Genomic DNA, 25,619 nt, shown 5'->3' on the forward strand with positions numbered 1-25,619 from the left:
TTTTTACTGAGAGCTAATAGCTAGTAACTCTCAGCTTTCAATCTGGTTCACTAGCTGACCAAGATACCGGTTCCCACTACGGCAACAATGGCACCGATCCAAGCGTAGGCATTTGGCCTCTGCTTGGTGTACAGCCATAGAATTGGTAGCAACATGATAGGTGTGGTTGAAGATAACAGAGCAACCATGCCGACATTCCCTTCCTGTAGTGCATACAAGATCAGCGTCATTCCTACTGCCATAGCAAGAAAGCCATTCACTGCAGTAATTGCGAATATCTGCCCGTTCATCGGATTCAGTGCGCGTGAGAGCTTAGCGCCCGTTAAACGAAATGCGGAGTGGGCGACAAAGGCGGTGATCATTCGAATAGCAGAGGCGGCAACTGGGTCGATGCTGGTTTGCATCACGGGTTTGGCAATAATACCGCCCAATGCTTGGCAGATAGCCGCCGTGATGCCCAGAGCGACACCAATCCACACGGTACCCTTGATGGTTTCAAGCTGGTTGTTGGCTTGTCCGCGACGACCAAAGAAGATAGCGGTTAATACGCCACTAAACACCAACGCCGAGCCAATTAGCTCGCCGGAAGTCATGCTTTCGCTAAACAGGAAGTAACCGAGAATCGCCGAGAAGACGGCGTGGCAAGAGAACAGTAATCCTGCTTGGCGCGGTCCCATGCGGTTCAAACAAGCAAATAGGGCGGTATCACCAATGAAGATACCAATCAGGCCAGACAGCATCATCGGCGTGACTAAGTCTGCTTCAACACTTGCCCACCCACCCGTAAACCAAGCCATGCTCGATAAGATAATAGCGGTACAACCCATGCGCCAACGACTATAGGCGAAAGAGCCTAAGTGTTGAGCAGGCTTTACGGACATTAGGCTGGCAATAGCCCAAAGAAAAGCGGCAGCAAGAGCTAACCATTCGAATCCCATCTGAATAACATCCTTGTGTCTGGGATAAATTAGCTCATCAATATGCATCAAACCGAACTGAGAACAAAGCGATTCTTAACAAAAGAATCATGAACGTTTACAGTTCGGCTTAGCTTGATGTGATTAACTGCGCGTTACACTTTAAAGCGTTCCACATCTCGACGCATCGACTCAGCAGCGCTACTCATTTCATTTGAGCTATTGCGGCTGCTTTCCGCTTGTTGGGCAAGATCATCAGAGGCATCTTTGATCCCTTGTGTATTGCGACTGATGTCTTCGCTCACTGCTCGTTGTTCTTCGGCTGCACTCGCTATCTGCAATGCCATGTCGTTGATTTCGGTGATAGCTTGCGTGATTTTAGTCAGGCTGCCATGAGCTTGCTCTGCGAAACCAACACTGTTCTCTGCCAGTTGAGTACTGGTGGTCATGCTTTCTACGGCATGTTCAGTGTTCTTTTGCAGGGTATCAATCATCACGCGGATCTCTTCCGTCGAGCCATGCGTCCTTTGGCTAAGCACTCGCACTTCATCTGCGACAACAGCAAACCCGCGACCTTGTTCACCCGCACGCGCCGCTTCAATTGCAGCATTTAATGCCAATAGATTGGTTTGTTCGGCAATGCCTTGAATGGTGGACAGGATCTGGTTGATGCTTTGCGCGTTGTTTTCCAGCTCTCGGATGACATTGGCAGCGTCTTCCACTTGGCTCGCAAGGCTAGTAATCGCATCGCGGTTTTGTTGAATAACCTCTTGCCCATCATTACAAGCGGTCGCCGAAGCTTGAGATGCGGATGCGGTTAATTCCGCATGGCTCGCCACTTCTGCAGCAGTCGCTGACATCTCATGAATCGCGGTCGCTATCTGGTTGATATCGTTTTGTTGATTCTCCACTCGAATGGAGGATTGAGTGGCCAATTGGTTGGCTTTTTCTGCGTGATTATTTAAATCATGACTGTGCTCGATAACGCCTTTCAGCATGCTTTGCATTTGGCTTAAGAACTGGTTCACCAGCTCGGCAAGTTTACCAATCTCATCCATGCGTGTGATATCAATGCGTTGAGTGAGATCGCCTCGACCTTGAGCAAGCTGAGTCAACGCTTCTGATAAGGTTTGCAATGGGTAAAGCAAGCGGTTGATGACCATGGTACTGGCGATTGAAATCACGATGTACAGAATCAGAGAGGTCAGCGCGATGAATTGAATCGCGTCAGATACCGCAGAGAACGCCAACTCTTTATCGATAACAATGCCCAGAGACCAATCTGTATTTGGCACGTTGGCAATGTAAACCAACTTATCGCCCTGACCTGGCCAGGTTAATGTGGTGATGGTGTGATTTTGAATCAGCTGTGACACTCGGTTTGCGGTTAACTCTGGGTTCAAGCTCGTAAGTGGTTTTTGACTTAACGCTTCATCACTGTACGCAACAATGTTGTTGTTGCCATCGACCAAGAAGGCAAAGCCATCGTTATCCAGTTTTACGTTAAGAACGGTGTCGATAATGCTGGTGACAGTTAAGTCTGCAGCAAGCACGCCCTGTTTTTGGCCACTGAAGGCTTTAGCAAAGCTGATAACGATGCTGCCATCGAAATCTTGATACGGTTCAGTAATGATAAGGTCTGATGCGGCGTTGGCATCTTTGTACCATGGGCGAGTACGAGGATCGTAGTCTGCTGGCCAGCTTTCCGTTTTATCGCCATAAGCGATCGTGCCATCGCTGAACCCGGCGTAAACTGATAGGAATTGCCCGGCTTGTTTGGTGATTAGTAATTCGCGGTCAGAGTTACTGTTGCTTGAAATGGTCGGCTCATTGGCCAGCATCATATCACTGCGAGTCGAGAGCCAATCAGCAATGTAATTGGTTGTCCCTACACTGACATTCTTCATTTCTTGGTTGATCGCGACTTCAGTCTCTTGAGTGAGCTGGGTAACCGATATCCAAGCTTGGGTACCACTCACTACGGCGATAATGATCGCAATGGCGATCTGAATTTTAAATTTAATAGTATGTCTCAAGGTCCATTCCTCTCTGATTAGACAAAACCTAACTACGGTGACGTACTTAATAATGAATTGATGTGTCTTTGATAGGCGTATAGTGCCGCTGTCTTAGGCAGAATGAATGTGTTTGAAATCATAAATTCTAAATATATTTACTCTGCTTTTTGTAAAACAGTGAAGTAAAATCACAGTTATTAATTGATTTAAAAATCAATTGCTTGTTCCGATAGTTATCCGTGATATAGCACGAATAGGCGCTAAATTTACATTTAGCGCCTTAGTCAGGAGTAAGGGTGATCGTTGAACGGTTATTAGGTAATGATGAACAACGCGAGGTAAACCATCAACAAGCCGACAATCCCCAAGATGATACCCATCTTAGCCATGTCTTTGCTTTCGATAAGCCCAGTCGAGTAGGCCAGTGAATTGGGCGGTGTTGATACTGGAAGAATCATGCCGAGTGATGCAGAGAAGGCAACCACAACCAACAAGCCTTGTAAGCCACCAATCGCAACTAGGCTTTCCATCGATGCACCAATCGCAGCGGCTATTGGCATCAGTAAGTTAGCAGTCGCGGTGTTCGACATGAAGTTTGCCATTAACCAGCACACGATAGACAACGTGAGAACGACGGCAGCAGGTGAGAGCGACTCATAGTCAATCGCGTGTGCTAACGCTGCTGCTAAACCTGTCTTATCAAGGCCGATACCAATCGCAATACCACCTGCAACCAGCCAAAGCACATCCCAGTTGATCAGCTTGAGTTCTTCTTTGCCCATGATGCCTGTCAGAGTGAACACAGCCAGTGGAATGATAGAGACCACGTAGGTGTTCATGCCGTGCAGCTTGGTGGTCATCCACAACAAGATGGTCGCCGCGAAGGTGATGTAAACCACGATCGCTCGCCAGCTCTTTCTGAACTGCCCATTGAGCTTGAGTACCATGTTTTTCTGCTTGGAAGGAAAGATTTTCTGAAGAAGGAACCAAGCTATAGTGAGTTGGATGATCACAAAGGGTAAGCCCATCATCATCCAGCTCAAGAAGTCGATGGTGTTTTCACCGGTTAGGTATTGCAGTGCGATGGCATTGGGTGGAGTGCCGATGGGTGTCGCGATACCGCCAGTATTGGCCGCGATGGGAATACACAACACGAGCGCTTTGATACCCATATCGCCTTTTGGTGCAGATGCCACGATAGGGCCGAGCAGTGCTAGCATCATAACGGTGGTAGCGGTATTCGACATGAACATCGAGAACACAGCAGTGATCAACATTAAACCGAGCATGATGAAGCGCGGTTCTGTACCAAATGGTTTCAATAGAACTCGAGCTAGATTGTTATCGAGTTCGTACTTAGATGCAGAGATCGCAAGTGCGAAACCACCCATGAACAGAATAATGATTGGTGATGAAAATGCACCGAATATGTCGGTATATTTGATTAAATCACCGAGATCGTGACCTGCTGGTGGGTTTCGAAATAGGTGCAGGCCTTTGTCGGAAATCATCACCAGTTCAAGTGCAATGATCAGTATCGAGGTGGCGAAAACTGGAACGGGCTCAAGTACCCAAAGCAGGGCAGCAAGTAGGAATATCGCTAGCAGGCGGTGTTGAATCAACGTCAGGTCATCGATAGGTATTGAATCTATTGGCATGAATAACACGCCTAAGGGAATCGCAAAACAAATCAACAGCTTGACCATAACGCCAACATTGAGTTTAGGCATGTACAAAGACCCTATGAATAAAATATCTTCAAATAGAGTAAGTTATCTGGATTTTTGGTACTTGGAGACGGGTTATAAAATCGAAAAGTTGTTTAAGGTTTCGACAGTTGTTTTGTTTTTGGTCAATCTTTTTTCTTGGTAATTCAACGTACTGATCGTTGAGAGCAAGGTTGTCGGTAGTTAGATTGATTGAAATCTTGAAGGGAAGCGTCTCGAACTAGATAAGAAAAAGGCGCGTTCTTCTCTGAAATAGAAAAAGTAACGCGCCTTTAAAACTGAATGAGTTAACTCAAACGGTTAAGCTTGGTCAGTATTCTCTGCTGAATCAACAGTTTCAGTCTCAACTTCTTTGCCAGCAATGTGCGCGAAAGGTGTACCTAGAACGGTCTTTTCGCCATTTTGCATTGTGTCGTCGAACTTGATCGCATCTTTCGCAAACAGGTTAATAACCGTTGAACCAAGCTTAAAGCGACCCATCTCTTCACCTTTCTTCAAGATGATAGCTTTATCACCTTGTGCTGGGTAATCCCACTTGTAAACCGAGTTACCGCGTGGTGGAGTGATAGTGCCAGCCCATACTTGCTCGATGCAACCTACGATAGTTGCACCAACCAACACTTGTGCCATTGGGCCAAATTCCGTATCAAAGATACACACTACGCGCTCGTTACGTGCGAATAGGTTTGGAACGTTCTCTGCTGTTAATGGGTTTACAGAGAAAAGGTCACCCGGAACGTAGATCATTTGGCGCAGTGTGCCGTCGCATGGCATGTGCACACGGTGGTAATCACTTGGAGACAAGTAAAGCGTTGCGAATTCACCGTCTTTAAACTCATCTGCTAAGGCTGCATCACCACCTAATAGCTCGCGAGCTGAGTAATTGTGACCTTTAGCCTGAATCAGTTGGCCGTCAGTAATTGGACCAAATTGGCTTACGCGAGCATCGGCAGGGTGAACGATAACAGACTCGCCTTCAGCGATAGGGCGCATGCCTTCTTTCAATTCACGTACGAAGAATTCATTGAATGTTTTAAAGTGCTTTGGATCGCTATGCAGAGCTTCATCCATGTTCACTTTGTATTGCTTGATGAACCAGTTGATGATCGCTGTCGTTAAGCCGCCCGCTTTAGCAGACGCAAGTTTGCCGACTAGACGAGTCAGTCCATGTTGTGGAATCCAGTACTGCAATCCAACTTTAATCTTATCCATTGTATTAATTTTCCAATGCTATTTGTTGTTCAATTAAATCTGTCGATGATGCTTTAGGGCGCGAGATGTTACTTAAATTCGCGCCAATTGTCAGTAAATGCACACATTTGTTCACAAAAACGCGATTAGAGATCCGCTTTTTTGTTGCGTGAATACTGACGGTTATCTTTGTTATTTGCCATGCTTTCAATGATGCGATGGTAGTTGTCGAAACGCAGTCGACTGATCTTTCCATCTTCAACAGCCTCGCGCAGGATACAGCCAGGGTCATCATTGTGCTTGCAGTCGCGGAACTTACAGCCGCCAAGGTAAGGCTTGAATTCGATGAAGGCTTCAGTGATTTCGTCCGCTTCAAGGTGCCATAGGCCGAACTCACGAACCCCTGGAGAATCGATAAGATCACCGCCAGAAGGGAAGTGGTACAAACGAGCTGCGGTGGTGGTGTGTTGGCCAAGACCTGAGTTCTCAGAGACTTCACCCTCTTCAATGTCTAGCGTTGGCATTAACGCATTCACTAGGCTTGATTTACCCACACCAGACTGACCAACGAAGATGTTGATGCGATCTTTGAGCTCAGCTTCCAGCTCTTTGATGCCGTAGCTAGATTCTTTACTCACGAACATCACTTTGTAGCCGATCTTCTCGTACTCTTTAAGCGTCTCACGGTATTCCGCAATCTGTTCTTCGGTCAGCAAGTCTACCTTGTTCAGAACAACAAGAGGTGCGATGTTGACCGTTTCAGAAGCGATCAAGTAGCGATCGATAATATTAAGTGATAGCTCTGGTAGCACAGCCGATACGATAACCATTTGGTCAACGTTAGCCGCAACCGGTTTTAGGCCGTCGTAGTAATCAGGGCGAGTCAGCATTGAAGTTCTTGGTTCAACGGCTTCTACAACGCCAGAAATACCAGCCATGGATTCTAAGCCTGCACGCCAAGTCACTCGGTCACCAGAAACCAATGTCTCGATACTACGGCGTAAGTTACAACGATGAACTTCGTTTGTTTCAAGATCTTCGATATCAGCATGTTGGCCAAAGCGCGTAATCACGAGTCCGCTTTTGGTTCCGCCAAGCATGTTCTCATCCCATTGGATAGAATCTTCTTTCTTGAGTCGCTTGTTCTGGTTGCTACGTACTCGACGTACCTGACCTTTGGTTAACTTCTTTTTTTTAGCCACAATTTTTCACTTAACACATCTAACTTGATGATTGGGAACTCAAACTGGGTGTTGCTGGTGCCACATGATTTCGATGGCCCTAAAGCTAGTTTGAGTATAGTTATTTGGGTATAGTACCTCTTTTACACTTAAACAAATAGGCGACGCCTTATGTCCTTTAGCGATCAGAACCTAATTTGGGTAGATCTAGAGATGACAGGACTTGATCCTGAAACTCATAAAATCATTGAAATTGCGACTATCGTTACCGATAGTGAGCTTAACATCCTTGCTGAAGGACCTGTTTTGGCTATTCACCAACCTAAGAGTGAATTAGACAAGATGGACGAGTGGTGCACAACGACTCACACCGGCAGCGGCCTAGTGAAGCGAATCCAAGAAAGCACGGTTTCAGAGCAAGATGCCATCCAACAAACGATTGAGTTTCTTGAGAAGTGGGTACCAAAAGGTAAGTCTCCAATCTGTGGCAATAGCATCGGTCAAGATCGCCGCTTCCTATACAAGCACATGCCAGAATTGGAAGAGTACTTCCACTACCGTTATGTCGATGTAAGCACGCTGAAAGAGCTGACTCGTCGTTGGAAGCCTGAAGTGTTAGACGGTTTTTCAAAGTCTGGAAGTCACCTAGCACTTGATGATATTCGAGAGTCGATCGCAGAGCTGCAGTACTACCGAAAAACGATTATTAACATCTAGTCGGATAAAATGATCACGTTTATCTAACTTTTCAGGGACATAAGAGCTAATTTTTTTGCAAATCTGTGTGCTTTTACAGCAGTTGAGTAAAAAGTTTCGTAATTTTGCATTAAGGACTTGCATCACAAAAAAATGCTCTTATAATTCGCAGCCCTGAACGGCGAAAGACGTTTTCAGATTGCGATACTAGCTCAGTTGGTAGAGCGCAACCTTGCCAAGGTTGAGGTCATCGGTTCGAACCCGATGTATCGCTCCAATTTGTAGGTTATGGCGAAAGCGGTAATCGAAAGGTGAAAGACCTTTTATAATGCGATACTAGCTCAGTTGGTAGAGCGCAACCTTGCCAAGGTTGAGGTCATCGGTTCGAACCCGATGTATCGCTCCAAATTAAAGAATCATCAACTTAAATGATGCATCCGGACGCGGGATGGAGCAGCTTGGTAGCTCGTCGGGCTCATAACCCGAAGGTCGTCGGTTCAAATCCGGCTCCCGCAACCACATTACAGTTAAGCGCGACAGCGATTAACTTATGCGATACTAGCTCAGTTGGTAGAGCGCAACCTTGCCAAGGTTGAGGTCATCGGTTCGAACCCGATGTATCGCTCCAAATTCAATTCTTAGAAGTCATCTCCTTGAGAAAGTACTCAGAATGAAAATGGTTTAGTCTCATTGTCTTAAACAATGCATCCGGACGCGGGATGGAGCAGCTTGGTAGCTCGTCGGGCTCATAACCCGAAGGTCGTCGGTTCAAATCCGGCTCCCGCAACCACATTACAGTTAAACGCGATAGCGGTTAACTTATGCGATACTAGCTCAGTTGGTAGAGCGCAACCTTGCCAAGGTTGAGGTCATCGGTTCGAACCCGATGTATCGCTCCAAATTAAAGAATCATCAACTTAAATGATGCATCCGGACGCGGGATGGAGCAGCTTGGTAGCTCGTCGGGCTCATAACCCGAAGGTCGTCGGTTCAAATCCGGCTCCCGCAACCACATTACAGTTAAGCGCGACAGCGGTTAACTTATGCGATACTAGCTCAGTTGGTAGAGCGCAACCTTGCCAAGGTTGAGGTCATCGGTTCGAACCCGATGTATCGCTCCAATTTAAAGCCTCATTGTCTTAAACAATGCATCCGGACGCGGGATGGAGCAGCTTGGTAGCTCGTCGGGCTCATAACCCGAAGGTCGTCGGTTCAAATCCGGCTCCCGCAACCACATTACAGTTAAGCGCGATAGCGATTAACTTATGCGATACTAGCTCAGTTGGTAGAGCGCAACCTTGCCAAGGTTGAGGTCATCGGTTCGAACCCGATGTATCGCTCCAATTTAAAGCCTCATTGTCTTAAACAATGCATCCGGACGCGGGATGGAGCAGCTTGGTAGCTCGTCGGGCTCATAACCCGAAGGTCGTCGGTTCAAATCCGGCTCCCGCAACCACATTACAGTTAAGCGCAACAGCGGTTAACTTATGCGATACTAGCTCAGTTGGTAGAGCGCAACCTTGCCAAGGTTGAGGTCATCGGTTCGAACCCGATGTATCGCTCCAAATTAGTCTCCTAGAGACAAGACTCATTGACTTAAACAATGCATCCGGACGCGGGATGGAGCAGCTTGGTAGCTCGTCGGGCTCATAACCCGAAGGTCGTCGGTTCAAATCCGGCTCCCGCAACCACATTACAGTTAAACGCGACAGCGGTTAACTCATGCGATACTAGCTCAGTTGGTAGAGCGCAACCTTGCCAAGGTTGAGGTCATCGGTTCGAACCCGATGTATCGCTCCAAATTAGTCTCCTAGAGACAAGACTCATTGACTTAAACAATGCATCCGGACGCGGGATGGAGCAGCTTGGTAGCTCGTCGGGCTCATAACCCGAAGGTCGTCGGTTCAAATCCGGCTCCCGCAACCACATTACAGTTAAGCGCGACAGCGATTAACTTATGCGATACTAGCTCAGTTGGTAGAGCGCAACCTTGCCAAGGTTGAGGTCATCGGTTCGAACCCGATGTATCGCTCCAGCTTTCTTCTAAAAAAGCTAATAAGATACTTTAAACCACCGTGTTTTTCTTTAGATCACAGAGTTTAAAGGCGACCTTAGAGGTCACGCTCTTTCTTTAATGCTGCGAAGCATAATCCCCCAAAAAAGCAAATAATCCTCCATCATGGTGGATATTTTTTTGTCTTAAATTTTTCTTAGCAGCTGGAATGCTAGTAAACATCAGGTCTCTGAAGCAGATACTTGAGGTTTTTCACATCTATAAACAGACTTATCCACAAATAGTTCGATGTGGATAACTTGGTTGATAAAGTTATTTCAGGCTTAATTCTTTATATATCTCAAAAAGATCTTTCTTGTTTTCAATATATTAGCTGAATCATAGTGTTGGTAACTTGCTGTTTTTTATAAGGTTAGTTGTGTATCTTTAATTTGATAAAAGATCGTTAACTTGTTGTTTTTTGATCTTAATCATTTATCAGCACTGTGTTTAACTTTGTGCGGGTGTCGGAAGTTTACGAGAGATCTGAATTTTTTCCACATTGTTAAAATTGAGAACAAGGTCAAACATTGTTCTAAAATTATGTGCAACGGGTTGTCTTAAATATTGGACTGCTGATGTGGTGCAACGAGACAATCCTTGATACTTAAAGGGCTAGGCATCTCTTGGAAGGCCTTTCTCAACAATACGTATCAATCTATGCTTTTTAGTGGCGATTTTGCTGCTACCTTCTTGCGCGCTATTTGAGTTGGGTAACTGCTGTAGTTGTTTTTGCAAAGCCCACTCAATGTGAACGTCCAGTAAGTCACTTTCCCCTCGATGAGACTCAAGCGTTTCAACAATACGTTGTTGAAATGGTGCATTGCCCATCGCGACGAAAATATTGCGTAGCCATTGGGTGTGACCAATGCGTCTTATTGCTGAACCTTCCATTTTCTTCAGGAAGGTTGCTTCGTCCCAACTTGAAAGTGAAACGAGATCAGCTTCTTGGAAATCTTCTCTACGGTGGAAGTCAGTTTGTTCTGTGATATCAGCTTCACGATTCCACGGGCAAACTAATTGGCAATCATCGCAACCGTAAATACGGTTTCCTATCGCGTCTCGAAATTCTTCAGGGATCACGCCATCATATTCGATGGTTAAGTACGAGATACATTTGCGCGCATCTACAATGCCATCTGCAATAATGGCACCTGTTGGACAAGAAGTGATACATGCGGTGCATTTACCACACTGGTCAACACTAGGCTGATCGACTGGAAGAGGGATATTAACCAGTAGCTCTCCTAAGAAGAACCAAGACCCAGCGTCTTTATCGAGAATAAGCGAGTGTTTACCTGTCCAACCCAGTCCTGCTTTTTGAGCAAGCGGCCTTTCCAAGATAGGCGCTGAATCCACGAAAGGGCGTGAGTCTAAACCTTCGACCTCTTTCTCTATTCTTTGTCCCAGCTTTTTCAACTGGTTACGGAACAATTTGTGATAATCGCGGCCTAAAGAGTAACGGCTGATATAGCCTTGAGTGGTATCGCTTAGGTTAGAGGCAAATTGAGCTGCTGGTGGTAGGTAGTTCATTCGGGCGCTGATCACTCGAATGGTGCCAGGGTGAAGCTCATCAGGACGTGCTCGCATCATTCCATGTCGAGCCATCCAATCCATTTCGCCGTGATTACCCGCATCTAGCCATGCTTGAAGAGGAGCTTCGTGTTCACTTAAATCAACATCGCAGATGCCAACTTTTTGAAAGCCTAACTCTTTTCCCCAAATTTTAATTTTTTCAGCAAGATGGTCTAGGTTCATGGCTTGATTCTTATCGATTAAAATTAGGTTCGGCAAAAATGGGGGCGGATCTTAACGGATCTTAGTGGTATTGACCAGAACAGACGTGTTTTGAGCAGTATTTTTCATAGAACTTACACTTGAGTGCTTGTCTCCCAAAAGCATCACGGTTTACTATTCTTGTTCTTTTGATTTTTATATAGTCAACGATCGATTTTTAGAGAACGTATTCATGAGCACTAAACAATTTACTTTGAAAGATGAACAAGCAACGATTCAACTAGGAACGGAGCTTTCTAATCTTTGCTCACAGCAGACGACTATTTATCTGCATGGTGATCTTGGCGCAGGTAAAACGACGTTCAGTCGTGGCTTTGTAAAAGCACTTGGCCATCAAGGAAATGTAAAGAGCCCAACGTATACTTTAGTTGAACCTTATCAACTTGCAGATTGGCAGGTGTATCATTTCGACCTATATCGCCTAGCCGATCCTGAAGAACTCGAGTTTATGGGGATTCGTGATTACTTTACCCCTGACGCGATCTGTTTGGTTGAATGGCCTGAAAAAGGCTATGGCATGCTGCCAGAAGCGGACATGGATATTGATATTCGTTACCAAGACGATCACCGTATTGTTTCTTTAACCGCTAATAGTGAATACGGACAGCGCTTACTTAGTCAGTTGGAGTTATGTTGATTTCTAAACGCCTTTTTTCAACGGTAGCCATGATGGCTGCTGTTTTCTCTTTATTGTTTTCATCATTTGTTTCTGCGAATTCACTGAAAGGTTTGAGGGTTTGGCCCTCACCTGAAGAAACTCGTGTGGTTATCGATCTCAAATCAGAAGTCGACTTTAGCTATTTCACCTTGAGTAGCCCAAGTCGTTTAGTCGTCGATCTAAAAAATACTGAGTTAGCAACCAAGCTACCTGTCGTGGTGAAAGATAGCCCTGTGTTATCGAAAGTTCGTAAGAGCTCTCCACCGCAGAAAGGGACGTATCGCTTAGTTTTTGAATTAAAGAAATCCTCTAATGCAGAACTCTTTAAACTGAGCCCAACACCGGGTGGTCAATATGGTCACCGCTTGGTTATCGATCTTCCTCACGGTGCGAAGAGTAAGAGCAAACCAGCTACAACGCCGAGCAAGCCGACCGTAAGCAAAGACATTAATCAGGTTAAGCGTCAAAAAGACATTTTGATCGTGATTGATCCTGGCCACGGTGGTGAAGACCCGGGTTCGATTGGTCCTACGCGTAAATACGAAAAAGACGCGACTCTAAGCATTTCTAAAAAGCTCGCGGCACATCTCAATGCAGTGCCGGGAATAAAGACACGCTTAACACGTAATGCCGATTACTTTGTAAACCTGAACCGACGTGTTGCGATTGCTCGTGAGAATGAAGCTCACTTGATGATCTCTATTCACGCCGATGCTTTCACGACGCCTCAACCAAGAGGTGGTTCGGTGTTTGTATTGAATACTCGACGTGCAAATACAGAGATCTCTCGCTGGATTGAGAACAAAGAGAAGCAGTCTGAACTGCTTGGTGGTAGCGGTGCGGCTTTCACCGGCAATATCGATGATAAGAACGTGAACCAAACCTTGTTGGATTTGCAGTTCAGTCACTCGCAAAAAGAAGGTTATAAGCTGGCAACGGCAATTCTTTCTGAAATGGGTAAGGTTGCTAAGCTACACAACAGCAAGCCGATTAACACCAGTTTGGCAGTATTACGTTCACCACAGATTCCATCAGTACTTGTCGAAACTGGCTTTATTTCGAACCCGACGGAAGAGAAACTGCTTTTCCAGCGTTCGCACCAAGACAAACTAGCGCGTGCTGTAACCAAAGCCGTGGTGAAGTATTTAAAAGCTAACCCACCTGAAGGGATTATCTTGTCGAATGCAACATCATCAACGGGCAGTGTAAGCCAACATAAAGTGTCTCGTGGCGAATCTTTATCGGTGATCGCGAGCAAATATGGCACATCAACGCAGGCCTTGATGAAACTGAACAATCTGAAATCAAGCAGCCTAGCGATCGGCCAAGTGCTTAAGATTCCGGGCAACGCTTCAAGTTCATCATCAAGCAGTGCTGTTAAAACGAAAACTATTACTCACACGGTTAAGTCTGGAGAGTACCTAGGCAAGATAGCCAGCCGCTACAAAGTATCGGTGGCAGATATCAAACGTGAGAACCGCTTGAAATCAGAGACGGTGAGAGTGGGCCAAAAGTTACGTATTACGGTTGAAGTTAAAGATGTCCCTCTGCGCAAACATAAAGTCGCAAGAGGCGATTACCTTGGCAAGATTGCGTCAAAATATGGCGTGAGCGTTAACAGTATTCGCCAAGCGAACAAGCTACGCTCTGATGAACTGGCGATAGGCCAAGTTCTGATTATTCCGCATAAATAATTTTGGTAACAACTCAGTGACTTCAAGCGCGAGAATACTAACTTAGAAGTGCGAACATAAACGTATAAGCGTTTTCATCAATGGCAGTAAGGTAGCAATTAATATGACGATCAAAATACTGCCAGCTCGCTTAGCGAACCAAATCGCAGCGGGTGAAGTGGTAGAAAGGCCAGCCTCTGTTGTAAAAGAGCTGGTTGAGAACAGTTTGGATTCTGGTGCGACACGTATCGATATTGATATCGAGAAAGGTGGCGCCAAGATGATCCGCGTTCGTGACAACGGTAAAGGCATCGTTAAAGATGAGCTTGCCTTGGCACTGAGTCGTCATGCTACCTCCAAAATCCACACTCTTGATGACCTAGAGGCAATTGTCAGCCTTGGCTTCCGTGGTGAAGCGCTGGCGAGTATCAGCTCTGTTGCGCGCTTAACTATGACTTCACGCCCTGCGACTCAAGATCAAGCGTGGGCTGCACACAGTGAAGGCCGAGATATGCAGGTGAAACTGCAGCCTGCGGCGCATCCCATTGGCACCTCTGTTGAGGTGTTGGACTTGTTCTTCAACACGCCTGCTCGTCGCAAGTTCTTGCGTACCGAGAAAACCGAATTCACGCATATTGATGAGCTGTTGAAACGCATCGCACTGAGCCGTTTTGATGTGACGATCAACCTTCGTCATAACGGCAAGATGATTCGTCAGTATCGTGCGGCAAAAACGGATGTTCAGGCTGAGAAACGTATCGCTGCAGTGTGTGGTAATGCGTTTGTTCGTCACATGCTTAAGATTGAACTTGAACATCAAGGGTTAAAACTTCATGGCTGGATCACTACGCCTGAAGGGGCAAGACAGCAAAGTGATCTGCAATACTGCTATGTGAATGGCCGTATGATGCGTGACAAACTGATCAATCACGCGATTCGTCAAAGCTACGAGACCAGTCTGCGTCCAGACCAATTCGCAACGTATGTGTTGTTTATTGAGTTGGACCCACATCAAGTCGATGTGAATGTTCACCCTGCTAAACATGAAGTGCGTTTCCATCAAGCGCGCCTTGTGCATGACTTTATTTACCAAGCATTGAGTGATGGCTTAGCACAGAGCAAGCAGATCGATGCTGCACCTATCAATCAGTCTGCTTTCCACCAATCAGAAGCGCCGAATTATCAACAAGATGGTTCGATGTCTGATATTGGTAATACCGCGGGGTTCTCTGAGCCAGCAAACAGAACACCGACTAACTCGGATTATGCATCGGTCTCAGATAGGGAGCGACACGCCATTGAGCAAACACCAGCCTACCCAAGAAAAGCCGAATCTGAGCAGGCTCATGATAAGCCTCAACACAGCGTTAATGATGGTGGGCGACACTATGCTTCATCAAGCAGTCCAAGTTCATCAGCTGGCCGAAGCTCGTCTGCCAGTGAAAGTAGTTTTACAGGATCGCCTCGCCAAGAGTGGATAGAGTCTCGATCTGCACCGAAGAAAGAAAAAGAACCACACCAACATCATGCTGAGCCAGCACCTTCAAAGCGCGAAGTTAAGGCCTATAAAGAGCTTTTAAAAACGCCAGACTTTGATGAGCACACTGTGGAATTCACCTCTCCTCAAGAACAGGTGGTGCAAACAACGCCTGCAGAAGCAGAGATGGTTCCACAAAAAACAGTTAGCTTGAAGCCAAGAGCACCAGTGACGGATTTAGGGAAAGCGGTTTCGATTGTTGATCGTCAATATCTCGTGATGGGCAATAAGAATGGCTGTGTCTTGGTTTCTTTAGCCAAGGCTGAATTATTGCGTGTTGTTGGTCAGCTTGATACTCGAGATGGCGGGTTAAAAAGCCAACCGTTATTGGTTCCGTTATCTATCAAGCTTGGTAGCGAGTTGGTTGAGGTTGCGAAAGCGCTGAGTCCAACATTGGCATTGCTGGGTATTGAGCTTAAAGCTCGAAACAGTGAAGCTGTGATGGTGATGGGTGTACCGTCTCCTTTGAGGCAGCAAAACTTACAAATTCTGATCCCAGATCTGTTATCGTACGCGGCTTCAATAAATACCCAGAGTGTAATGAAGCAGTCTAACGACCTGTTGCCATCCTTGGTTAACTGGATCGGGATTCAAACCGCACAAGTAAAAAGCGACTACACTTTATCTGAAGCGGTTCAATTAGTTGGGGAACTTGAACAACTTTGGCATGGTCTACTTCCATTAGATGATCCAGAGTTTGTTAATCCTATCGACTTTTCAGCGACTATTGCGGCATTTATGGCTTAATTTACGAGTACATTAAGCTTATTTACGGCTTCGGCTGTTTATGATTTAACTTTTGGCGATGACACCCCTTTTTAGCGGAATGTATCGCGATATAAAGCCCTTTGCTAAAAAGCGCTATAACAGAGAAACAAATACTAAATATCATGACTGAAAAATTACCTTTAGCGTTGTTTTTAATGGGCCCAACGGCATCAGGAAAAACAGATTTAGCTATCCGCTTACGTCAGAAATACCCAGTAGAGATCATCAGTGTCGACTCGGCATTGATCTACAAAGACATGGATATCGGCACCGCTAAACCGGATGCGGAAGAGCTTGCGCTCGCGCCTCATCGCTTGATTGATATCCTGGATCCAAGCGAAGCGTACTCTGCGGCAGATTTTCGTCGTGATGCGATCAATGAAATGAATGCAATTGTAGCGGAAGGCAAAATTCCGCTGCTTGTTGGCGGAACCATGCTTTACTACAAGGCATTGTTGGAAGGTTTATCGCCATTACCCGCAGCGGATCAAGAGATTCGTAAGCAGATTGAAGCGGAATCTATCGAGCAAGGTTGGCAGGCTCTGCATGATCAATTAAGAGAGATAGATCCCGTATCCGCTGAAAGAATACACCCAAATGATCCACAAAGGCTTTCAAGGGCATTGGAAGTTTATCGAATTTCGGGTAAAACATTAACTGAGCTAACTCAAACGAAAGGCGATAGCCTGCCATTTCGTGTAAAACAATTTGCTATAGCTCCCAAGGAAAGGACTGAACTCCATCGCCGCATTGAACTGCGTTTCGAGAAGATGATAGAAGCGGGTTTTGAAGAGGAAATGAAGGCGTTGTACGCCAGAGAAGATCTTCACCCTGAGCTACCATCGATCCGATGCGTTGGTTATAGGCAGATGTGGGATTATTTAGACGGTAATTGTGATTTAGACGAAGCGGTTTTCCGTGGTGTCTGTGCAACCCGTCAGTTGGCCAAGCGACAGATCACCTGGTTGCGCAGCTGGGATGATTTAACTTGGTTAGATAGCGAAAACATTGAACAAGCGTTAGAAACTCTTTCAGATGCAATAGCATCTGATTAGTATTGCTGTGTATAATGTGATCGCTTTTGCGTGAATATACTCTGGAAAGGATCCGTTATTGAGGCTTTTAAAAAATCACAGCCTTTCAATAACAACGGAGTTTTTTTATTCATTTAGCTCAGATGCAAAGGCCGCACCTTTTTGTGCACCACTAGCTAAATAATTACAACAAAATACAAATAAGGAAAATAAAATGGCTAAGGGGCAATCGCTACAAGACCCATTCCTAAATGCACTCCGTCGTGAGCGCATTCCAGTCTCTATCTATCTTGTTAACGGCATTAAGCTGCAAGGTCAGATCGAGTCTTTCGATCAATTCGTGATCTTATTGAAGAACACTGTAAACCAAATGGTTTACAAGCATGCGATTTCTACTGTGGTACCTGCACGTGCAGTAAGTCACCACAGCGGCGAGCAACGCACGCCATCTGATCGTCCAGAGAAGACTGAAGATTAATCGTTCAATTGATACAGCTTGCGCTGTAATAAGGAGTTGGTTGCTTGTTTGACCGTTATGAATCCGGCGAGCGAGCCGTACTTGTTCATATCAACTTCACGCAAGAGGGAGAATGGGAAGACCTGAGCGAATGTGAAATGCTGGTCTCCTCAGCGGGGGTAGAAACGCTACAAGTTATTACTGGTAGTCGACAATCCCCACTCCCTAAATACTACGTTGGAGAAGGTAAAGCCCTAGAAATCGCACAAGCTGTTCAGCTAACTGGTGCTGAAATTGTGATTTTTAACCACTCCCTCTCTCCTGCCCAAGAGCGAAACCTCGAGCAATTGTGTAAATGTCGTGTGATTGATCGCACGGGTTTGATCTTAGATATCTTTGCACAACGTGCACGAACTCATGAAGGTAAGCTACAAGTTGAGCTCGCTCAGCTTCGTCATATCTCTACTCGACTGATTCGTGGTTGGACTCACCTTGAAAGGCAGAAAGGTGGTATTGGTCTTCGTGGTCCAGGTGAAACTCAACTGGAAACCGATCGACGTTTGTTGCGTGACCGTATAAAGGCAATATTACGTCGTTTAGCGAAAGTGGCTAAACAGCGTGAACAAGGACGACGTGCTCGTAATCGAGCTGAAATCCCAACAATTTCTTTGGTTGGTTATACCAACGCAGGGAAATCAACACTTTTCAATCGAATCACTAGTGCAGGTGTTTATGCTGCAGACCAACTGTTTGCAACCTTAGACCCAACACTACGTAAGATTGATTTGGCAGATGTCGGGCCTGCAATTCTCGCAGATACCGTAGGTTTTATCCGTCATCTACCACACGACTTGGTCGCTGCGTTCAAGGCTACGTTACAAGAGACGCAGGAAGCTGACATTTTGTTACATGTTGTTGATGCCAGTGACGACCGCTTTCGTGAGAACATTCAGGCGGTTCATGAAGTATTAGAAGAAATCGATGCTCATGAAGTGCCAACCCTTGTAGTCATGAATAAGATTGACTGCATGGAAGACCAAAAACCTCGAATTGAAAGAGACGAAGAGGGCGCACCTCGCGCTGTTTGGGTTTCTGCAATGGAAGGAGAAGGTATTGAACTGCTGTTCGAAGCTTTAACTGAGCGTTTAGCTAGCCAGATGGTTCAATTCCGGTTGTGTATTCCACATCAACATCAGGGTCGTATTCGCAGCTTATTCTTCGAGATGAAATGTATTCAACAGGAAGAGTATGATGAAAATGGTAACTTGTTGATAGATATCCGAATGCAACAAATAGATTGGTCTAAACTTGAAAAAAGAGAAGGGGCGCTCTTAGGTGACTTTATCGTTACCAAAGAGACTGCTACAGTATAACGTCATATCAAATGATGGAGCTTTCTAATGGCGTGGAATGAGCCTGGAAATAACAACAACGGCGATAATAACGGCCGCGATAATGACCCTTGGGGTAATAAAAATAATCGCGGCGGCCGAGATCAAGGACCGCCAGATCTAGACGAAGTTTTTAGCAAACTAAGTCAAAAGTTAGGTGGCAAGTTTGGTAAAAAGGGTGGCAACGGACCATCTATCGGTGGTGGCGGCGCAATTGGCTTTGGTGTCATTGCCGTTATCGCGATTGCTATCTGGTTCTTCGCGGGTTTCTACACCGTTGGCGAAGCAGAAAGAGCAGTAGTACTTCGACTGGGTCAGTTCGACCGTATCGAAGAACCTGGTCTTAACTGGCACCCACGCTTCATCGATGAAATCAGTGATGAGCAGCTAGTAAACGTTCAAGCGATTCGTTCTCTACGTGCGTCAGGCACCATGCTGACTAAAGACGAAAACGTTGTGACCGTTGAAATGGGTGTTCAATACCGTGTTTCTGACCCATACAAGTACTTGTATCGTGTAACGAATGCGGACGATAGCTTACGCCAAGCGACAGATTCTGCGCTTCGTGCAGTAATTGGTGACTCACTGATGGATAGTATCCTGACAAGTGGTCGTCAACAGATTCGTCAAAGCACTCAAGAAACGCTAAACCGTATTATCGATAGCTACGATATGGGTATTCTTATTGTTGACGTGAACTTCCAGTCAGCACGTCCACCTGAGCAAGTTAAAGATGCATTCGATGATGCAATCGCGGCTCGTGAGGATGAAGAGCGTTTCGAACGTGAAGCTGAAGCATACCGAAATGACATTCTTCCCAAAGCAACAGGTCGTGCTGAGCGTTTGAAGAAAGAAGCGGTGGGTTACTCAGAGCGCACAGTTAATGGTGCTCTAGGTCAAGTAGCTCAGTTCGAGAAACTGCTACCTGAATACCAAGCAGCTCCTGAAGTAACACGTAACCGTATGTATCTAGATACAATGGAAAAAGTGTACTCAAGCACATCTAAAGTCCTGATTGATTCTGAATCAAGCGGTAACTTGCTATACCTACCAATTGATAAGCTAGGCGCTCAAGGTGGTTCTCAGTCGGGCACTCGCCCTGCAAAAGCACCATCAACTTACGATCAAATTGAGTTAGAAACTCAAGCGGATCCAAAGTCTAGCACTCAAACTCGTTCAGACAGTTCACGCCAAGGGAGATACTAATAATGCGTAAATTAATGATCCCTGTATTAGTTGTGACGATTGCTCTTCTATTGATGTCACTGTTTGTGATTCAAGAAGGCGAGCGTGGCATGGTAATTCGTTTTGGTCGAGTTCTCGATGACAACGGCGTATCACGAATCTATGAACCAGGCCTGCACTTTAAACTGCCAATGTTTGATCGCGTAAAAGTACTTGATGCTCGTATTCAAACGATGGATGGTCGTTCTGACCGTTTCGTAACATCAGAGAAAAAAGACGTTCTAATTGATACTTACGCAAAATGGCGTATTGCTGATTTTGGACGTTTTTATCTGAGTACTGGCGGCGGCAATATCATGACGGCAGAAGCACTTCTTGAGCGTAAAGTGACAGATGTTCTTCGTTCTGAAATCGGTTCTCGTGAAATTAAGCAGATCGTATCAGGCCCTCGTAATAAAGACATCCTGCCAGACTCTGCTGATAGCGAAGTTGTTACAACGGTAGCGGCTGCAGAAGCTTTAGAAGTTGATGGCGAACGCGATAAGATCATGGAAAACGTTCTATCTGGAACGTCAGAAAGTGCGATGGCTGATTTAGGTGTTGAAGTTGTTGATTTCCGAATGAAGAAGATTAACCTTCCTGACGAAATCAGTGAATCTATCTACCGCCGTATGCGTGCAGAACGTGAATCGGTTGCTCGTAGACACCGTTCTCAAGGTCGTGAGAAAGCAGAAGTTATCCGTGCTCAAGCTGAGCTAGAAGTAGCGACTGTTCTTGCGGAAGCTGACCGTACTGCTCGAGTGACTCGTGGTGATGCTGATGCAGAAGCTGCGAAGATCTACTCTGACGCGTACAACAAGGACCCTGAGTTCTTTGGCTTCATGCGTTCACTGCAAGCTTATGAGACATCATTTAGCGATAAGAGCGACATTCTAGTACTGGATCCGAAGACAGACTTCTTCCAATACATGAATCAAGCAAGCGGTGTTCAAGCAAAATAAGCTGATTCGTTAGTTGAAAAGCGAACGCTTAGTTCAAGTAGCGAAATACACTAAAGTTAAAAAGGCTCCCACCATGGGAGCCTTTTTGTTTTCTGGCAGCTGAACATTCACTGTTTTGGAATCTCAGGGAAGCCGCTCAACAGCGTTGTGCTTTGAGATAGCCTAACGGTAAGTCATGAACGCGATAACCACTCCTGCAACAACAAGGCAGCCTCCGATACGGCGCAGCTGAGTGTCTGGCTGTTCACTGAGTTGAGCGACCATGTTTCTCCAACCATTGGGCGCAATTAAGGGACCAAGCCCTTCGACGATAAGAACAAGCCCAATAGCGAGCCAAATTGATTGAGACATGCTTCTGCCTTTTGTCTGTAAAAACACAATGATATCAGTATCTTTACACATCTTCGTTCGAATATCGCTGGTTTATTTTTGTACAGCGTTAACGTTTATGAACAAAAAGTGACTGCAAGAAGTGTGATTCAGTGCTAGAATCCATTTTTAATTAGCAACAGAAATTGGAAAGATGGGAAATAACGTAGTCGTTCTAGGCACCCAATGGGGTGATGAAGGTAAAGGTAAAATCGTTGACCTTTTAACTGAAGATGCAAAATACGTGGTTCGCTACCAAGGCGGTCACAATGCAGGTCACACACTTGTAATTGACGGTGAAAAAACCGTTCTTCACTTAATTCCATCAGGCATCCTACGTAATAACGTTAAATGTGTTATTGGTAACGGTGTAGTATTATCGCCTGACGCACTTCTTAAAGAAATGAAGCCTCTTGAAGATCGCGGTATTCCAGTACGTGAACGTCTTTTCATCTCTGAAGCTTGTCCTCTAATTCTTCCGTACCACATTGCTATCGACAACGCGCGTGAAATCGCTCGTGGCGCTAAAGCTATCGGTACAACGGGTCGTGGTATCGGTCCAGCTTACGAAGATAAAGTTGCTCGTCGCGGTCTACGCGTTGGCGACCTTTTCGATAAAGAAGCATTCGCTGAGAAGCTAAAAGAAGTTATGGAATTCCACAACTTCCAACTAGAGCACTTCTACAAAGCTGAAACAGTAAGTTACGAAGAAGTTCTTGAGCAAGCGATGAGCTACGCAGACATGTTAACTGCGATGGTTATCGACGTAACTGACGAACTAGACGCAGCACGTAAGCGCGGCGACAAGATCATGTTCGAAGGTGCTCAAGGTACGCTACTAGATATCGACCACGGTACTTACCCATACGTAACGTCTTCTAACACTACTGCTGGTGGTGTTGCTGCAGGTTCTGGTTTCGGTCCTCGTCACATCGGTTACATCCTTGGTATTACTAAGGCTTACTGTACTCGTGTTGGTTCAGGTCCATTCCCAACTGAGCTATACGATGGCCTTGAGAAGCAAGACCCAGTTGGTAAGCACCTAGGCGATGTTGGTCACGAGTTTGGCGCAACAACTGGTCGTCTACGTCGTACTGGTTGGTTCGATGCTGTTGCTATGCGTCGTGCAATCCAAATCAACTCTCTATCTGGTATGTGTCTAACTAAACTAGACGTTCTAGATGGCCTAGAAGAACTGAAAATCTGTACTGGTTACAAGATGAAAGACGGTTCTATCCTAGAAGTTTCTCCAATGGCTGCTGAGTCATTCGAAGAAGCGACGCCAATCTACGAAACAATGCCTGGTTGGTCTGAAAACACATTTGGTGCTAAATCTATCGACGCGCTTCCACAAGCTGCTCTAGATTACATCAAGCGTATCGAAGACCTAACTGGCGTTCCAATTGATATCGTATCAACTGGTCCAGATCGTAACGAAACTATCATCAAGGTTCACCCATACGGCGCATAATGCCTGTTGAGTGATTACCACAGCACGTAAAGTGCTTGATAATTAAATCGTTTCTAAAAGCCGACTTTATTAAGTCGGCTTTTTAATACCTGCAATTTAGTGTCGAAACGTTAGGTGATGATCTTTTGAACGCCATCTGGCAAAATATTGCCCATTAGCGGCAAGTTTTGTCTAAAGCCGTCAAGGTTATTGCCGATACAGATATCATGGAAAGTGAAGTTCACCCTGTTTTGGTGCGTGTAGACATTGTCTATCGCCCTCAATAGATAACTTTAGCGACAGATAATAGAGTGCAGGTATGAAGCTACGAATTGTAGCAGCTTCATTGATAATGGCGCTGAGCTCACCCTTGAGTCATGCTAATTTGGCTGATGTGGGAGAGCCTGTTCCAATCTATACAGAAGCTGAACTGATAAAATTAATCGAAAATAATCAACACCTAGAGCGAGTGAAAGCTGATAAGTGCCAGTTAGTCGAAGATATCGTTGCTCGTGCAACGCGTATTAGCTTGCCTTCTTATGAGTTTTTATACGGTGATATGCTGGCTTGGGGCGTGTGTGTTCCACAAGATGTAGAGCTTGGTCTTTACTATATGGAAAACGCAGCACATCAAGGCTTACCAGCGGCACTTGAACAGTTAGGACGTTATTATTCTCGTGGCACCTTGGTGCAACAAGACAAAGAGCGCGCGATTCCGTATCTACGTGAAGCGGCGTCTATGGGCAACTTAAGTGCGAGTATTCACTTAGCTGAACTGCTGTTGCGCGACTATGGTAGCCCGCTGGATTATGAAGATGCTTACCGTTGGTTATATAACTCGGTAACAGCAGACCAAAGACAGCACAAGCGTATTACTGTGCTTAGAAGTGGCTTAGAACAAAGAATGCCAGACAATATTATTGCTCGAGCGAAACGTCGAGATGTGTTCTGGTAATTGAGAAGGCTATTGAAGGTTGATGATTAACTCCTGCACTCGTTAATCATCAATATTAAGGTAGTTAGAAATAGAAAGGCCTCGTTGGTGAATACCTGCGAGGCCTTTTTGATTTCAACGGAAAGCCGTTCATTAACTATTGGTGTTATTGAACCACTTCACCTGACTCAATCACGGTATCACGAACGACTTTAGTGAAATCGAGCGCTTCTTGGCGGATCTTGTCTTCGTCTACCGTTAGCATGTCGCGATCTTTCATGATGATCTTGCCATCAACGATCGTGTGACGAACGTTGCCTGAGTTTGCGGAATACACTAACGCTGAATATGGGTTGTACACTGGCACCATGTTTGGAGCCTTAGTATCGATCACTATGATGTCCGCTAGCTTACCTGTTTCAAGAGAGCCGATCTTATCTTCCATATGTAGTGCTTTTGCTGCACCCATGGTTGCCATGTCGATCACTTTGATCGGCGGCATCGCTGCACGATCTTTGTTTACTAGCTTGTGAACCTTAGCTACTTGGTTGAACTCATCAATCGTGCTCAGTGTGTTACCCGACATTGGTCCGTCAGTACCTAAACCGATACGTACGTTCTCGTCATACATCTTAAGTGCTGGTGATACGCCTTTTGCCGATTTGATGTTGGCACTCATGTTATGAGCCACACCCATATCCGATTTCTTCACAAGTTCGATGTCATGGTCATCAACAAGGATCATGTGCGCACCAACTAGGTTCTTGTTTAGCGCACCGATGCTGTTCATGTACTGAACCGGAGATAAACCATCTGAGCGTTCTGCAATTTTCTCTTCTTCACGGTGCGACTCGGCAAGGTGAATCATTACTGGTACATCAAGCTCTAGTGACAACTTAGAAATCTTCTGCAGGATCTCTGTGGTGTTGGTGTAAGGGGCATGCGGCGCAAATGCTGGCGTAATACGTGGGTGATCTTTGTATTCTTCAATGAAGTTCAGCGCGTATTTGATGCCTTCTTCCGCATTGGCAGCATCGGCAACTGGGAACTTAATTACGGTTTCACCAAGAATGGCACGCATACCGATTTTATCGACGGTTTTTGCCACTTCATCCTCGAAGTAGTACATATCGGCATAAGTGGTCACGCCGCCTTTTACCATTTCAACGTTACCTAGGTTGGCACCAATACGCACCATATCGCGCGATACTAGCTTCTTTTCTAGTGGGAAGATGTAGCGGTGCAGGCGGTCTGGCACATCATCGGCCAGCGAACGGAAAACCGTCATCGATACGTGAGTGTGAGTATTGATAAGACCCGGCATCACGATATCACCATCAACGTCTAACACTTGCTTCGCTTGGTACTGCTTTTCCAATGAAGCATCACCAACAGCAATGATTTTGTTGTCTTTGACGACAACTGTACCGCTCTCATAAACCGTTTTGTCTTGGTTCATGGTGAGAACCATCGCATCGGTAATCATTAGGTCAGCTTTTTCCATTGCAGAACTTGCGAATGGGAACAGCGCTAGGCTCGCCATAGCTGAAGCCAATAGGGTGCGTTTTAATTTCATATCAAT

General features: G+C 45.6%; 19 protein-coding genes and 16 tRNA genes. 27 read left to right on the top strand and 8 right to left on the bottom strand.

Features of this window, described 5'->3' with window-relative positions; translation table 11 throughout:
• Nucleotides 1-50 precede the first annotated feature (50 nt).
• The 5 genes from FLM53_RS09175 to rsgA all read right to left on the bottom strand — a co-directional run bounded on the left by FLM53_RS09175 (nucleotide 51) and on the right by rsgA (nucleotide 7,055).
• Nucleotides 51-938 (bottom strand): DMT family transporter, encoded by an 888-nt coding sequence (locus FLM53_RS09175; RefSeq protein WP_176680784.1) that lies wholly within the window; start codon nucleotides 936-938, stop codon nucleotides 51-53.
• A 134-nt stretch (nucleotides 939-1,072) separates the two neighbouring features.
• A complete protein-coding gene (locus tag FLM53_RS09180; protein ID WP_176680785.1) occupies nucleotides 1,073-2,953 on the bottom strand; it encodes a methyl-accepting chemotaxis protein in 1,881 nt (626 codons plus the stop codon).
• A 296-nt stretch (nucleotides 2,954-3,249) separates the two neighbouring features.
• Entirely contained in the window at nucleotides 3,250-4,665 is a 1,416-nt protein-coding gene (locus FLM53_RS09185) for a DASS family sodium-coupled anion symporter (protein WP_176680786.1), read from the bottom strand.
• Between the two features lie 297 nt (nucleotides 4,666-4,962).
• Nucleotides 4,963-5,874 (bottom strand): archaetidylserine decarboxylase, encoded by a 912-nt coding sequence (asd, locus tag FLM53_RS09190; protein ID WP_176680787.1) that lies wholly within the window; start codon nucleotides 5,872-5,874, stop codon nucleotides 4,963-4,965.
• A 125-nt stretch (nucleotides 5,875-5,999) separates the two neighbouring features.
• Entirely contained in the window at nucleotides 6,000-7,055 is a 1,056-nt protein-coding gene (gene rsgA / locus FLM53_RS09195; protein ID WP_176680788.1) for a small ribosomal subunit biogenesis GTPase RsgA, read from the bottom strand.
• Nucleotides 7,056-7,205: 150 nt separating this feature from the next.
• Here rsgA and orn point away from each other — a divergent pair, with 150 nt between their 5' ends.
• The 17 genes from orn (at nucleotide 7,206) to FLM53_RS09280 (ending at nucleotide 9,765) form a co-directional block, all read left to right on the top strand.
• Entirely contained in the window at nucleotides 7,206-7,751 is a 546-nt protein-coding gene (gene orn, locus FLM53_RS09200; protein WP_176680789.1) for an oligoribonuclease, read from the top strand.
• A 180-nt stretch (nucleotides 7,752-7,931) separates the two neighbouring features.
• A tRNA-Gly gene (locus FLM53_RS09205) sits at nucleotides 7,932-8,007 on the top strand.
• Between the two features lie 53 nt (nucleotides 8,008-8,060).
• A tRNA-Gly gene (locus FLM53_RS09210) sits at nucleotides 8,061-8,136 on the top strand.
• Nucleotides 8,137-8,172: 36 nt separating this feature from the next.
• Nucleotides 8,173-8,249 (top strand) — tRNA-Met (locus tag FLM53_RS09215).
• A gap of 33 nt (nucleotides 8,250-8,282) precedes the next feature.
• Nucleotides 8,283-8,358, top strand: a tRNA-Gly gene (locus FLM53_RS09220).
• Between the two features lie 85 nt (nucleotides 8,359-8,443).
• Nucleotides 8,444-8,520, top strand: a tRNA-Met gene (locus FLM53_RS09225).
• 33 nt (nucleotides 8,521-8,553) lie between these two features.
• Nucleotides 8,554-8,629: transfer RNA gene (locus FLM53_RS09230), tRNA-Gly, on the top strand.
• 36 nt (nucleotides 8,630-8,665) lie between these two features.
• Nucleotides 8,666-8,742: transfer RNA gene (locus FLM53_RS09235), tRNA-Met, on the top strand.
• A gap of 33 nt (nucleotides 8,743-8,775) precedes the next feature.
• A tRNA-Gly gene (locus tag FLM53_RS09240) sits at nucleotides 8,776-8,851 on the top strand.
• 36 nt (nucleotides 8,852-8,887) lie between these two features.
• A tRNA-Met gene (locus FLM53_RS09245) sits at nucleotides 8,888-8,964 on the top strand.
• 33 nt (nucleotides 8,965-8,997) lie between these two features.
• Nucleotides 8,998-9,073, top strand: a tRNA-Gly gene (locus tag FLM53_RS09250).
• Between the two features lie 36 nt (nucleotides 9,074-9,109).
• A tRNA-Met gene (locus FLM53_RS09255) sits at nucleotides 9,110-9,186 on the top strand.
• 33 nt (nucleotides 9,187-9,219) lie between these two features.
• Nucleotides 9,220-9,295, top strand: a tRNA-Gly gene (locus FLM53_RS09260).
• A 49-nt stretch (nucleotides 9,296-9,344) separates the two neighbouring features.
• A tRNA-Met gene (locus FLM53_RS09265) sits at nucleotides 9,345-9,421 on the top strand.
• A 33-nt stretch (nucleotides 9,422-9,454) separates the two neighbouring features.
• Nucleotides 9,455-9,530 (top strand) — tRNA-Gly (locus tag FLM53_RS09270).
• 49 nt (nucleotides 9,531-9,579) lie between these two features.
• Nucleotides 9,580-9,656, top strand: a tRNA-Met gene (locus FLM53_RS09275).
• A gap of 33 nt (nucleotides 9,657-9,689) precedes the next feature.
• Nucleotides 9,690-9,765: transfer RNA gene (locus tag FLM53_RS09280), tRNA-Gly, on the top strand.
• A gap of 633 nt (nucleotides 9,766-10,398) precedes the next feature.
• On the opposite strand, the gene queG is transcribed toward FLM53_RS09280, so the two are convergent.
• Nucleotides 10,399-11,541: a tRNA epoxyqueuosine(34) reductase QueG gene (gene queG / locus FLM53_RS09285; protein WP_176680790.1), complete on the bottom strand. Its 1,143-nt coding sequence runs from the start codon at nucleotides 11,539-11,541 to the stop codon at nucleotides 10,399-10,401.
• A gap of 211 nt (nucleotides 11,542-11,752) precedes the next feature.
• Here queG and tsaE point away from each other — a divergent pair, with 211 nt between their 5' ends.
• From tsaE to hflC, 8 genes are all read left to right on the top strand, one after another.
• On the top strand, nucleotides 11,753-12,217 hold the full coding sequence (gene tsaE, locus FLM53_RS09290) for a tRNA (adenosine(37)-N6)-threonylcarbamoyltransferase complex ATPase subunit type 1 TsaE (RefSeq protein ID WP_017632706.1): 465 nt from the start codon (nucleotides 11,753-11,755) through the stop codon (nucleotides 12,215-12,217).
• Nucleotides 12,211-13,932 (top strand): N-acetylmuramoyl-L-alanine amidase, encoded by a 1,722-nt coding sequence (locus tag FLM53_RS09295; RefSeq protein ID WP_176680791.1) that lies wholly within the window; start codon nucleotides 12,211-12,213, stop codon nucleotides 13,930-13,932. Before tsaE ends, FLM53_RS09295 begins: the two co-directional genes overlap by 7 nt.
• Before the next feature lie 103 nt (nucleotides 13,933-14,035).
• On the top strand, nucleotides 14,036-16,195 hold the full coding sequence (gene mutL / locus FLM53_RS09300) for a DNA mismatch repair endonuclease MutL (RefSeq protein WP_176680792.1): 2,160 nt from the start codon (nucleotides 14,036-14,038) through the stop codon (nucleotides 16,193-16,195).
• A gap of 143 nt (nucleotides 16,196-16,338) precedes the next feature.
• Nucleotides 16,339-17,271, top strand: a complete 933-nt coding sequence (miaA, locus tag FLM53_RS09305; protein WP_176680793.1) for a tRNA (adenosine(37)-N6)-dimethylallyltransferase MiaA — start codon at nucleotides 16,339-16,341, stop codon at nucleotides 17,269-17,271.
• 193 nt (nucleotides 17,272-17,464) lie between these two features.
• Nucleotides 17,465-17,728 (top strand): RNA chaperone Hfq, encoded by a 264-nt coding sequence (gene hfq, locus FLM53_RS09310; RefSeq protein WP_017059927.1) that lies wholly within the window; start codon nucleotides 17,465-17,467, stop codon nucleotides 17,726-17,728.
• Between the two features lie 44 nt (nucleotides 17,729-17,772).
• Nucleotides 17,773-19,080 carry a ribosome rescue GTPase HflX gene (gene hflX / locus FLM53_RS09315; RefSeq protein WP_017059928.1) on the top strand — a complete coding sequence of 436 codons (1,308 nt, stop codon included), beginning with the start codon at nucleotides 17,773-17,775 and terminating at the stop codon, nucleotides 19,078-19,080.
• A 27-nt stretch (nucleotides 19,081-19,107) separates the two neighbouring features.
• Nucleotides 19,108-20,304 (top strand): FtsH protease activity modulator HflK, encoded by a 1,197-nt coding sequence (gene hflK, locus FLM53_RS09320; RefSeq protein ID WP_176680794.1) that lies wholly within the window; start codon nucleotides 19,108-19,110, stop codon nucleotides 20,302-20,304.
• A gap of 2 nt (nucleotides 20,305-20,306) precedes the next feature.
• Entirely contained in the window at nucleotides 20,307-21,284 is a 978-nt protein-coding gene (gene hflC, locus FLM53_RS09325) for a protease modulator HflC (RefSeq protein WP_017632701.1), read from the top strand.
• Between the two features lie 162 nt (nucleotides 21,285-21,446).
• Here hflC and FLM53_RS09330 read toward each other — a convergent pair whose 3' ends face one another.
• On the bottom strand, nucleotides 21,447-21,635 hold the full coding sequence (locus FLM53_RS09330; RefSeq protein WP_026084436.1) for a DUF2065 domain-containing protein: 189 nt from the start codon (nucleotides 21,633-21,635) through the stop codon (nucleotides 21,447-21,449).
• A 172-nt stretch (nucleotides 21,636-21,807) separates the two neighbouring features.
• On the opposite strand from FLM53_RS09330, the gene FLM53_RS09335 reads away from it, so the two are divergent.
• On the top strand, nucleotides 21,808-23,124 hold the full coding sequence (locus FLM53_RS09335) for an adenylosuccinate synthase (RefSeq protein WP_010434108.1): 1,317 nt from the start codon (nucleotides 21,808-21,810) through the stop codon (nucleotides 23,122-23,124).
• A 298-nt stretch (nucleotides 23,125-23,422) separates the two neighbouring features.
• Complete coding sequence (locus FLM53_RS09340; protein ID WP_017632699.1) at nucleotides 23,423-24,058, top strand: tetratricopeptide repeat protein; 636 nt, start codon at nucleotides 23,423-23,425, stop codon at nucleotides 24,056-24,058.
• A 145-nt stretch (nucleotides 24,059-24,203) separates the two neighbouring features.
• On the opposite strand, the gene FLM53_RS09345 is transcribed toward FLM53_RS09340, so the two are convergent.
• On the bottom strand, nucleotides 24,204-25,613 hold the full coding sequence (locus tag FLM53_RS09345) for an amidohydrolase (protein ID WP_176680795.1): 1,410 nt from the start codon (nucleotides 25,611-25,613) through the stop codon (nucleotides 24,204-24,206).
• Between the last annotated feature and the right edge of the window lie 6 nt (nucleotides 25,614-25,619).

Source organism: Vibrio sp. Scap24, assembly GCF_013394185.1.
GTDB lineage: Bacteria > Pseudomonadota > Gammaproteobacteria > Enterobacterales > Vibrionaceae > Vibrio > Vibrio pomeroyi.